The sequence below is a fragment of the Pseudomonas sp. Eqa60 genome (assembly GCF_018326405.1).
GTDB classification, from domain to species: Bacteria; Pseudomonadota; Gammaproteobacteria; order Pseudomonadales; family Pseudomonadaceae; genus Aquipseudomonas; species Aquipseudomonas protegens.
In genome coordinates this window covers 196,691-209,251 of sequence record NZ_AP024342.1, presented here as the reverse complement: position 1 = coordinate 209,251, position 12,561 = coordinate 196,691, and the positions used below count along the sequence as shown (strand labels likewise).

4 protein-coding genes are annotated in these 12,561 nt (G+C 55.7%); all 4 read right to left on the bottom strand.

Features of this window, described 5'->3' with window-relative positions:
* Positions 1-206: 206 nt before the first annotated feature.
* Positions 207-608, bottom strand: coding sequence for a hypothetical protein (locus KI242_RS00880; protein WP_212805837.1), 402 nt, complete (start codon positions 606-608; stop codon positions 207-209).
* 1,226 nt (positions 609-1,834) lie between these two features.
* Positions 1,835-2,332, bottom strand: a complete 498-nt coding sequence (locus tag KI242_RS00875; RefSeq protein WP_212805836.1) for an SMI1/KNR4 family protein — start codon at positions 2,330-2,332, stop codon at positions 1,835-1,837.
* A 533-nt stretch (positions 2,333-2,865) separates the two neighbouring features.
* Complete coding sequence (locus KI242_RS00870) at positions 2,866-3,282, bottom strand: hypothetical protein (RefSeq protein WP_212805835.1); 417 nt, start codon at positions 3,280-3,282, stop codon at positions 2,866-2,868.
* Positions 3,279-12,554, bottom strand: a complete 9,276-nt coding sequence (locus KI242_RS00865) for a hemagglutinin repeat-containing protein (protein WP_244868160.1) — start codon at positions 12,552-12,554, stop codon at positions 3,279-3,281. The genes KI242_RS00870 and KI242_RS00865 overlap by 4 nt, the downstream gene beginning before the upstream one ends.
* Positions 12,555-12,561 lie beyond the last annotated feature (7 nt).

Sequence of the window (12,561 nt, the reverse complement as noted above, 5' to 3'; positions counted from 1 at the left end):
ATTTTCTTCTTCACTCTAAAAACTCATCACTTACGTGACTCTTACTTAATATATAGCCCACTATGATCCGAAGGCTGACAAACTAGAAAAAACAAACTTGATGCAGGTCACAGCAGAGCTTTTTTTCAAACCTTCTTTCAATCTTGAAAAAATCAAAGACTCAGGAGTTAGTGAAAAATCATCTGAGTCATCATGCAGCCCATGAGCTATCCTTCACCTACAATGATTTTTCGCAACCCAACTAAAGCAGTTCTTATCAACTTAACTTCATAATCCGCATTCAAAGTTATCTTTACGCCTGCCAGCATCGAGCTCAATTTCTCTTTCGGATAAACATCCGCTATTGAATACAACTCTTGGATCACCCTATCAATCAAGCCTACAACTACATCAGCATACTCTTGGCTTTTCAGAAATTTATCTAGCTGCAGATCAATACAACCAGGGCCGCCATACGAAATCGAATCGACCCAAGAATCAAACATATCGTCCAAAGCTTCCGAGCTTACATATTTTCCGGACTCTATTACTAGAAAGCAGGCACTACTCAAGTCCAGATCATGAATCCGCGTAAACTGCCCAGAAAACTCTAAATTCGAATAAGCCAAATCAAACTCTCACTCATTGTAAATATGAAACAGAGCCCTGCCATCTTGGGATTCTTTATTCCGCTCTAATAAACCCAAGCCACCCTACACCAACAACCAGGTAGCTAGTCAGAAGAATTTCAACATCAGCCTCTTCGGAAAACTAGAAATCTCCGATACATAAAGGAAATTTTACAAACTCTTGTCGATGCAACTTAAATATTAGACGATGCATATTTTTTGCTTCCCCAACGTTTCTATGCAGAATTTCCTGCAGACTTGATCCATATTCAGCATATAACACAGCGCCTTCACATACCCTCACTTCCCTCACAAGCTTCCGCGCACCATACTTCAAAAGAACCGAATAGACTCCTTTACTTTTCGCTTCGAAACCAACAACTATTAGTTTCATAAACTACTGCTCAAAAATTAAATGTGAATTCCCTGTCCCTTGAGGCCCTTTCATTTCCATTTTTTGCTAGTCCCTTTACACAGCCCATAAATCATCACACATCCGCAGCTATTCAAACCATCGACTAAAATTCAGCATCCTATTTCATTACCTCCTTCCCAAAGCTGAACAACCACGAGCCTGTTGAGCTCAGCGCATACCCCCCATACTTTCCGTTTCAACATAAGAGCAAGTCCTCTTACAAGAGCTAGACAATGTAACCTCTAAAAAACAAAATAACTTATTTTGCCCTCCTCCTCATAACGCCAAGACTTTATAATACCCTCTTTTGAGATAAGTATTGAGTAGCGACAATCCATAAGCCACGCAATGTAGTAGAGCTTTTCACCTGCCACCTCATCCCAAACCTTATCAAAGGCTGCATTCTTATTGCTGGGCGACCAATATTGATGCAAACAATCTGGCAGACATCTAGGGGGTCAAAAGTGCGACTCAAACGGAGTACCAACCAGCCCATTAGTGACACTAATCCAAGTCGAATAAAATGGTGAAGAGCATCCTATAGCAAATTTCTGCTCTATTCATTTCGGCACCAAATTGACCTTATTAAACAAATCATAAAACCCTGGAAACTCATAAACATCTATGCCAAGCCTTTTCCTTGAAGAAGGATGAGAACACCTGACTGCTACCTATCCAACTCACGTAAACATAAGGAATCATGACCAAAAAAACATTGCAAGACAGCAACTCACACTCAAATACAACAAAACAGTAGAAACTCTCTATTCGTGACAGCCGGACCTCAATTTTTCTTAAATTCCTTATCAGCTCAGATCTCTAACAAATCACCAACAATCCCAGCTTTAATATCGTTGCCGTTTTCATACATCAACATTTTCAAAAAGCCGCGCAAGTCCCACTCGGTTTTTACAACACGTTCCACATTGGAGTCGTAATGATAAACTGCATCATCTCCCATTAAAGTCTGAATAAAATAGTACTGAGTCTCAGAAACCCAGGCTAAGACAAATGGCTTATTCAGAAACTCATAATGCCCGGACTCTTGCATCTGACTCAAGAAGTTAACCTGAAAAAGCAAATGAGTACGTACCCGCCAAGACGGGCGATACAATTGGATAAATGAGTCCCCAATCAACCCTCCATCACTTCGCCCCATTTCAAGTAAAAATGACTGTAGTTGACCACTGATACGGATATCGTAAAGCCTCTTGAGTTTCTCCAACTCATCTAGACTATAGCCTAAGAAAACAATATCACCCTCAAGAACATCTTCACTTATAAAAGATCTAACAAATTCACCAATCATGGGGTAACTCTCGAAGCCCCCTGAAAAAACCTCACATTCCAAAGAAGGTTATTTTCAGAAAAAAATTTACTTGCCACCAAAGACCTACTACACAAAGCTGGTTTGGCCACGAAATTTTCTATACACCATTTGATAAATCACCCAAAGCTAAAGTTGTACTACAGGAACTGTCGCTGGTGTGCAGCATTTTGCTGCGAGATGGGTGTGATTTGACGGATGTGGCAGGGCGACGGATGCAAGGGCAGCTATCCGCATAAGCAGACAGAGACATTATAAGTCCGCCTCCTTTAGTCAACCGCTGCGGGCGCTCTACCAGAGACGCCCGCACTTCAACTCCGGTCTTCCGCATTCGTGGCAGCCTTACCTCGATTTCTCTTAAGTTCCTTATCAGCTCAGCCCCCTAACAAATCACCAACAACCTCAGATTTAATTCAGCATCAATATAGCCGCCGCATGCACACATCATAATTTTCAAAAACCACTTACAACATCACTCTTCTTCATTAGCTCGCGCACGCTGCCCCTTCTCAGGACTAGTCGACAACATCAACATCAAATCCGTCACTATCGCCTTTCTCAAAGCCAAACTTTCTACTCCCATCGGCTTGAAAAACAATAAACCTATCATTAACCACATCAGCCTTATGAAGGTAATCACCGACGGCAACTTCTGTCCCAAAGTTTTCAGCAAGATATTTTGCAAACCCAGCCAGAACCTCATCAACAACTTCAAAATAGCAATAGAATATAGCCAACGTCCTATAACCTACGCCATTGTATTCCAGCCTAATTCCGATAGATTCCTCCCGCTCGATCTCTGACAACTCCCAAAAAGCATCGACACTTAAAACATTCAAATCCGACAACTCAAAAAAAAACGTAAGCGCAGCCGAAACTTCGCTTATATGGAGTTCTTTCCTGATCGACATTTCAAACATTGAAATATTCATTTTCTGCTACTGAATAAGTCTATTAGTTTTTGACGAGAGGCTTCACTCAATCCAGGGTTGCCACCCTTCAACATCCCCTCAAATGCTTTTAGCGCTCCACCTTGAAGGCCACCATTTTTAACCATATCTGTGTAGATTCCAAATTCCGCTTGCGACAACTGCACAAGTCCAGGCCCCGTTCTCGGAAAAATAGTTGAGCTTCCAGGGTGTGTCCCATAGACCCTTCCTGAAGAAGTCAAAATATCCCCACCACTCAGAAGAGTAGCTTTTCCAGAGTTGATCTCCGCAATATCGACTCTCAAATCAATTCCACCTATCGCAACCGTTTTGGGAGTATTTCTATCTCCAGCACCAAATCTTGTAGAGCTGGTTATCGTATCCACACTATGAGACTTAGAAACGCTCACAGGAGCTTCAGGAGTAAAAAAACCATTATTTTTTGGGAGCTTACTATTTCCGCCTACTGCTCTACCAAAAGCGGTAATCATGGCAAACTTTACAAGTTCTTCCTTTGAAGCACCATTATTGAGTAGGTTCGTAACACCATTGATATCTATTGGAGCGAGAACCGAGCTAATCACACCATCCTTAAGAGATAACTCGCGAATTTTTTCGTCACTTAAACCCTGTTTTTTCCACTCGGAAATCTGCTCACTGCTTCTGACTATAGCCAGATACGGGTTGCTGATGGTTCCAATGGGAGTCCAGTCATTTCCGTTGAGGGTGTAAATATTCCCAAGAATCCCGCCCCAACCCGAATTTAATTGCCCTTCTTTCGCACCCTCCATCATGATGCGTGCATATTTCCCAAAAAGGAGATTCAGCTCCTCTTGGCTGAGTCCCCCTGCCTGATACAACGCAACCAGGTTTTCTCCAGACTCTTTTTCTCGCTGCCGGTACTCATTGTGCACCGCACGCTCACAACCACCATCCCCAGCACAAGCAGAAAACTTCTCCTGCAAGTCATTCATACCGCCGATTTTTGCGGCCACCAGTTTTTCATGAAGCGCTACCAAGCTGGTTTCATTCAACTTCTCAACGCCGTACTTATTCGCTAATAAGTTGTTCTCCACAGCATTCTTGCCAGCTCCGGCCCCCGCAATAGCACCCGCGCTATCGCCTTTCGCAATTCCCCCCGCAAGCCCAGCGGCTAACGTCGATAGCGCAGCCACTGTCTGCTTTTGTTCTTCACTGAGGGAGCTGGTATCGCTGGTGCCATACAGCTGCTGGGTGATCAGTCGAGCAGCCAGCTCTCCACCTGCAGCACCTGCAGCGCCCGCTATTGCCGAGTTACCTTGGGCCTGGGCAACGGCAGCTCCCAGCACAGCGTGAGCCATTGTGTTGAGGGCTGGATTGTCACCTGTGGATTTCTTGATCAACTGCGCCAGATACGGTGCCGAGGCGCCAGCCAGGGCAGAGCCGATATCCCCACCGGCCAATCCTTGCAGGGCGGCGGTGACGGCTTGGGCTACTCGCTGGTAATCACCACCCGTACCGTATTTGCCCATGATCTGCTGATAGGCATCAGTAGCAATCAGCTTCGTCTGGTACTTCTCAACCTCCTCTTTGCTGGCATTGCTTCCTGGTCGATAAATACCTTTCTCTTCAAGTTCCTTGCTCGCCTCTTGATCGGCCTTCAACTGCCCCTCGGTCCGAACAATGTCCGTCACCTGAGTGCCAATCTCGCCAATCAGCTGCACCTCTCGCAGGCGCTTCTGCTCCTTCTCCTTGTCGAAGATCGGGCTGATGCTGCCATTGGCGTGTTCGACGTCGCGGCTGAGGGTGGCAACGTCCTGCTTCTGCTGGCCTGGATCACGAATGTCCAAAGTGCCGTTGGAGATTGCCGATGAGGTGGTGCCGCTGGCACTGCCGCCGTGGTTGTAGGCGATCAACATGCCGCTGGGCATGTTGCTGGTGAAGCCATCAGCACCGCCGTTACCGCTGCTGACGCTGGCGCTCTGCATCTGGCTTTTGTATTCGGCCTCGTTCTTGAGATCGCTCCAGCCCAGGGTGCCCGTGCTCAGGCGGTTTTTGTCGGTTTCTGCGGTGCTGGCGATGACGCTGCCATCGAGCTGGGTGTGCTTGCCCACTTCAACCTGATAGCCGCCCTTGCCGGCGAACAACCCGGTCTGTTCCTGCACGCTCTGGTACTTGGAGTCGATCTTGCTCTGGCTGACGCTGACCGAAGCGCTGCCGGTCATCGTGCCGAACGTGAAGCTGGCACCGCCGCTGACATTGCTCTGCTTGGACTTGTAGTCGTCGGTGTCTTGCAGGCTTTGCAGCGTGAGGTCGCGCCCGACCTTGGCCGTGATCTCGTCCGCATTGACTTGCGCACCCTTGAGAACGGCGTCCCGCCCACTGATCAGGCTCGCCTGGTTACCGGCGTCCAGGGTGGTCTCGGTCCAGGTGGTGCCGGTGCCCTTTTCCTTGCCCACACCCTTGTTGCCGTTGGCGAAGATACTCAGGCCTGCGCCGTTGGGGCCAACGCCCAAGCTGACGCCAATGGCACCGCCGCTGCTGCTGTTCTTGCCATCAAGCTTTTGCCGGTTGGCCGCGGCCTCAAGCTGGATGTCACGCTCAGCGGCCAGCAGCACGTTATTGCCCGCCTTGAGTTGGCTGCCTTGCACGCGAATGTCGCCATCTGCCCCAGCGGTACCGCTACCGGCAGCCACAATGGAGAGGTTGTTGCCACTGGTCAGGCTACTGCCCTGACTGACCACCTGCTCCTGAGTCTGCTTGGAACTGGACTGCTGCGAGCCCAGGGAAATGCTGATACCGACGAACTGGCCAATGTTATCGCCGTTCATCCCGCCGCCCTGTTGGGCCGCTTGCCAGGCCTGAACACCAGTCAGGCCAGCCTTGATGCCTTGCAGGGCAGAAAGGCGGCTATCGTCCTCCTCCCTGGCTTGCTTGGTGGTCTGGTACGCGGCGTCGACAGCACTGCCGACGGTTCCGGACAGCGCCAGGGTCAGGCCGCTGGTCTTGGTCTTGGAGGTTTGCTCGCTCTTGTTGTGATTTTCCGCCGCGAGGATGCTGACGTTCTGCCCGACGAGACTGATGTCCTTGCCCGCGATGACGTCGGAACCTTTAAGAGTCAGGTCCTTGCCGGCCTGGATATCGACGTTGCCCAGCACACTGCCAATGGTGCTGGCCTTGGCGTTTTCGGTGGTGCTGGACGAGGTGTTCTGAGCGCTAGTTGAACCCAGGGTGAAACCAATCCCGCCACTGCTCAACAAGCCGGACTTTTTCTCCGATGTCGAATGGCTTTGCTCGTAGGTTTCGGTGGCGCTATCGATCTCGACATTGCGTCCTGCAACCAGGCTGGTGGAGTGGGTGGAGACAATATCGCTGGCGGTCGCGCCAATATCCTGGCCGGCGCGGATGACCACCGTATCACCACTGACGGAAGAGCCCTGTTGAGTGATGGAGTTGCTGCTATCAATCCGTGTTTTTTGGCTGCTGGACAACCCGGAGCTGCTGGTCTTGGTCTTGCGGTAATAGCTGTAGTCGCTGTTTTGCGCGGCGCTCAGATTCACATCACCGCCCGCATAGAGATACGCCTCATCCCCCGCCGTCACCCGACTGGCCGTCAGCGCAAGATCCTCACCGGCCTTGAGCGCCACATTGCCGCCGGCAACCAAGGTGGTGCCCACCTGCTGAACATGATCCTCCTGGCTGGTGACCTTCTTGGTCTTGCTATACGCATGCTGCTCATTGGCCGCTGAAAACAGGCTCAGGTTTTCCGTGGCGGTCATCGCCACATCGCGCTTGGCCTCGATCTGGCTGGCGATGGCCGTGATGTCGCGCCCGGCGCTGATGGCCAGGTCGCGACCGGCCTGCAGGCTGGAGCCGTTCTGGGTCACGCTGAGGTCGTTGTAGCGCACGCCGCGGTCATTGCTGACCACCTGTTCCACAGCGCTCAGGTTGACGTCGCGACCGGCCTTGAGGCTGGTGTCGGCTCCGCTCTTGAGTACGCTGCCGTTGTTGTTGATGTCGCGCCCGGCACTGATCACCAGGCTGTTCGCCGCTTCTACCCGGGCGGCGTTGTCGACGAAGTCGCGCTGCTGGGCGTAGCTGCCGTTGCTGCTCTGGTGCGAGGTCAGGGTGCGCTCGTTGATGACGTCGCCCCAGGTTGCGGCGAGGCTCACGTCACGCCCGGCGACGATGCCGCCGGCCTTGTTCACCAGGTCGTTGCCGGCCAGCAGGTCAAGGCGATTACCGGATTCCACCAGGCCGCTGTTGATCAGGTTCTGCCCGGCCTGGGCCGACAGGTTGTTGGTCGCGCGCAGGGTGCCGACGTTGTTAAGGTCCTGGCCGGCGATCAGGTTGACGTCGTTACCCGCGATCAGGACGCCGTTCGGGGCGAGTCGGTTCTTGGCCTGGGCCAGGTAGAGCACGGGCACCAGCACTTGTTCGCCGTTCACTTCATGGCTTTCCAGCCAGACGATGTCGTGAGTCAGGGCCGCCACCTGCTCGGAGGTCAGGGTCACGCCCACCGACAGGTTGAGCTGTTGCCGGCTCTGGATGGCGTTGTCCATCAGGTACTTGAACAGCTGTTCGTCGCTGTTCTGGCCGTCGATAAAACGCTGGCCGGTACGGGCTTGTACCGCTTGTTGAATCAGCTTCTGCTCGTAGAAGCCATCCCCCAGGCGTTTGGCGCTGTCGTCCGGGTTGTAACCGAGGCTGGACAGCAGGTAGTCCGAGCTCATGAACTGCTTGAGGTCGGTGAGTACCGGGTTGGTTTCTATCAGGTACTTGTGCGGCCGGGTAAGGTTCGCGGCATCCGGCAGGCCGGCGATCTGCGCCGGAGCTGGTGCAGCGCTGCTGCTCTGACCACTGAGGCGGAACAGACCGTTCTGCCCAGCGGGCAGACTAAAGCCAGGCAGGGCCAGGGGGTTGACCTGTTGCTGGGTCAGGTCTGGGGGCAGTTGCGGGTTGAGGCTGATGCGAGTGGCGAAGGCGGTACCCGGTACTTGGGTATCGGTACGCGCACCGCTGCCGACATAGGTGTAACCCGGACGGACCACGCTGCTGTCGAAGCCATTGCCGGCCTTGATGCTCACCGCTCCCCCGGCCTGGATCACTGCGGCATAGCTTTGATCACCACCGGCGAGTTTTTTCGTCGTCCCCAGGCCGACCCACTCACGTTCGGTCATGCCGATAAAACCGGCCAGCGCGCCTTCCAGACCACCCAGGTCATCAGGCGTATAACCCGCACTCTGGAACCAGTATCGGTTGGTGACAGCGTTAGCGACGTTGTACCAGGCACTGGCATTTTTGGTCCGCGCCGACATGAACACCCGGGTGGTTTCGGTCTCGCCGGTTTCCACGCCGCTGTGGGTCAAGTTGTTGACCGTGGCCATCAGGTTGCCGGCCGCGCTGATACTGCTGCTCTGGTTCAGCAGGTCGCCAGCGTTGATATTCAGGTTGACGCCAGCGGCAATGCTCGACGCCGCACTCGCTTCGGTGACTTCGAATTTGTCGCGCTGAACGATCTCCCACACGTGATTGCGTTTGCCGCCACAGTCACCGGCGTTGTAGCCCTCGATGCAGGCGACTTCAGCGATTCTGGCGGTGTAGATGCCGCCGTTGTTGGTGGCCAGCACATCGCGCATGTTCTCAAGGGTGCTGGCTGCAAGCGTCATGGAACCATCGCTTTGCAGGGTGCCGGAACGGTTGGCGATGCGGCTGGCCAGAGCCCCCTGACCATCGCGATCGATCGTCAGATGACCGAGGCTGTAAACGTTGCCGTAGCTGTTGGTCAGGGTGTCGACCCGCAGCCCCATGTCGTCGCCACTGAACACCAGCCCGTGATCGTTGAGCAGGCCGCCGGTGCTCAAGGTCAGGTTCTGGGCAGCGCCAAGGGTGCCCTGATTGTTGATGCCACCCGCGTTGAGCGTGAGCCGGGCCGCAGCGCTCAGGCGCCCTGCGTTGTTCAACTGGCCGAACACCGAGACTGTGGTGTTGCCGCCGCCAGCAATACTGGCACTGTCTGCCAGGTCCACTTGGGCAGCTTTTAGGTCCAGTTGCCCAAAGCTGCTGAGTCGGCCCTTGCTGCTGTAATGACCACTGAGGTCGATATTGACGCCTGCATCACTGCCGATCAGGCCGTCATTGATCCAGTTCACGCCGCTGCCTATCAGGCCATTGCCGGCTAGGAGCTGGCCCGTACGGGCCTGTGTCAGGTGGTTGACGTTGACTGTCAGTTTCCCGGCCTGGATCGAGCTGCTGTTGGTCCAGCGTTCGCCTTCCAGGGTCAGCTGGCCGGCGGTTTTCAGGCGCCCGCCCACATCCTCGAGGTTGGCCATGGACAGGCCGAACAGGCCGTTGCCGCTGTGCAGCACGCTGCCGCCACGGTTGTTGAAGCTGCCAGCGTCGAAGGCCAGGTTTTGGTTGGCGGTTTCCAGAGAGCCATCGCGGTTGTCGAACAATCCTCCGAGCTCCAGCCGTGTATCGCCACCGTCTCCCAGGGCGCGCAATTGGCCGGTCTGATTGTCGAGGCTGGCGGCCTTGATCGTCAGGCTGCTGTCGCTTTCGATGATGCCCTTGTGGTTATTCAGAGCGCCGCTGAGGTCGAAATTAATCTGCTGGCCGGCGATTTGCCCGTTGTTGCCGCTGTTGTCGAAATGGCCGCCGCTAACTTTGACAAGGCCCTTGGCGTAGAGGCCACCGTTGCGGTTATCGAAATCGCCGGTGGTGATCAACGCATCGCCGCTTTGCGCGGAAATCCGCCCGCCGTCGTTGTCTATGCCAGCCAGGGCCTTGAGGGTCAGGCGCTGGGCCTGGGTCACGCCGCCCTGGCGGTTGTTGCTCGGGTCGTAGCCGTTTTTCAGCGCGCCGCGAAGATCGGCGATCATCGAGCCTTGCACGCTAGAAAGCACGCCCCCACGGTTATCCAAGTGGCCGGCGCCGATGTTCAGGTTACCGTTCCTGGCCAGGATGCGACCACTCTGGTTGTCGATGTCGCCGGTGCTCAGGTTCAGAGCGCCTTGGCTCTGCAGGGTGCCCTTGCCATTGGTGAGGCTCCCGGCCTGAACGTGCAGGCCGCCGGTCTGGCTGTAGATCAAGCCATCACCGCTGTTCTGCAGTGCGCCGTCCAGGGTCAGGGTCAGTGGGTCGTTGGCCATCAAGGTCCCACGGTTACGATTGTCCAGGCTGGCAGCGAACAGGCTCAGCAGGCCCTGGCTGGCCATCTGGCCACCCCGATTGTCGATCTGCCCAGCGCGTTCGATGCGCAGCGGGCCGCCGCTGGCCAGCTTGCCGTGGGTATTGCTCAACGCGCCCAACAGATTAAGGGTGACGGCGGTTTTGCCGGTGAAAGTGCCGGTGCCATTGTCCAGGTCGGTGCCGGTAAAGGTCAGGTCACCCGCGGCGTCAAGGGTGCCGCCGTTGTTGCCCAGGGTCATGGCCTGCAGGGTCAGGGTCGCGGCGCTGTCGATGGAGCCGCCCTGGCTGTTGTCCAGCAGGTCGCTGATTTTGAGGCTCTGTGCACCCGCGCTGGAGATCATGCCCTTGAGGCTGTTGTCGAGGCTGGCGGCCTTGACGTCCAGGGCCTGCTGGCTGACCAGGCCACCGCCCTGGCTGTTGTTCAAGGCGTCGCTGAGGGTGACCTCGACACCGCCTTTGAGGCTGGAGACGGTGCCTTTGTTGCTGTTGTTCAAGCCTGTGCCGTTGAGGGTCAGGCCCTGCCAGCCCGACAGCAGCCCGCCCTGGTTGTCCAGCTCAGCGCTGCCGGTGATGGTCAGGGTCTGTTGCGCCAGTACCACGCCGGTGAGGTTGTCCATCCCGGCCAGCACCAGGTTGCTGCTGCCCTGGCTCGACAGCTCGCCGCCGCTGTTGCTCAAGTGGCCCAGGGTGGCATTGAGGGACTGCTGGCTCTTGATCAGGCCGCCCAGGCCGTTACGCACTTGCTCGGCATCGAGTTGCAGGCGCTCGGCGCTCAGCAGCTTGCCCTGACGGCTGTTATCCAGAGCCCCGGCACTGACCGTCACCTGGCGCTGCCCGCTCAGGGTGCCGCCCTGGTTGTCCAGGGTCTGGGCCATGTTCAGGGTCAGGTCGCGACTGGCGACAATGCTCTTGCCGCGGTTGTCGAGATCCCGGGCGTTGAGGCTGATGTCGCCGTTGGCGTTGCGAGAGTTATCGGCATTGACCCCGGCTTCGATGATGCCCTTGTTGGTCAACTGGCCACCGCTGTCGAGGGTGATGCGGTCGCGGGCGGCGAGGGTTTTCTGGCTGCTCAGGTCGCCCCGGGTCTGCACCTTGAGTTCGCTACCGGCGTAGACCCCGCCCTGGGCCTCCAGGCTGCCGGCCTTGATCGCCACCGCGCCCTTCTCGGCAGTGGCGTCCGCCATGCGCAACTGGCCATCGGCGTCCAGTTGGATATCACCGCCACTGGCGATCAACTTGCCGTCGAGCTTCACCCCCACCCCGGCCTCGGTGCCCACCAGTTTGATGGCCCCGGCGTACATGCCGCCCAGGGCTGATGAGTCGATGGCCAGTTGCGGTGCATCCGCCGGGTTGGCGGTGCGGGCCGTGGCGTTCAAGGTCTTGGCGTCGACGTCGTTGGCCCCGGCGATCACCGCCAGGTGCCGGGCCTGGATCTCGGCGTTGATCTTGGCGCTGCGGGTGATGATTTCGAACTGGTCGATATTGCTCGCGTTGAGGCCCGCGCCTTCGATGGCGACGCTGCCCTGGTCCACCTGGTAACGCTGGACCTGGCCGTTCTCGATCACCGGCTTGCCGGTGGTCAGGGTGGCCTTGGGGGTGTTGATGAAGCCGCAGCCGTTGCAGGTCACGCCGTAGGGGTTGGCAACGATGACATGGGCCGCTTGCCCGGCCACTTCGGTGTAGCCCTTGAGCTGGCTGGGGCTGCCGCCGTTGACCTCGTTGAGGATCATATTGGCCGCGCGGCCACCCAGGTTGGAGTTGCCGAGAATGATTCCGCCCAGTTGGGTTTCCTGGGTGCGGCCGGTGGCGTTGTTGAGGATCACCCCCTGCTGGCCGACGTTGTAGTCGCTGAACTTGTTGTGCGACAGGCCGCTGCCATTGGGCGTGGCAATGTTGACGATGGGCACGCCATTGCCGGCCTGTCCCAGTGTTGTACCGCTGCCGTTGACCACGATGCCGTCGGCCATCGCCACCAGCGGCTGCCAGAACATCACGTTGGCCAGGATGAACGCCAGACCGCGTTTGGACAGCCCCCAGAACGAATCCCGCGCTTGCAAGGTGGCGGAAGGCTGGCGGGCCAGAAAGGCGAGTTGGCGAACGTCCATGTCAAAA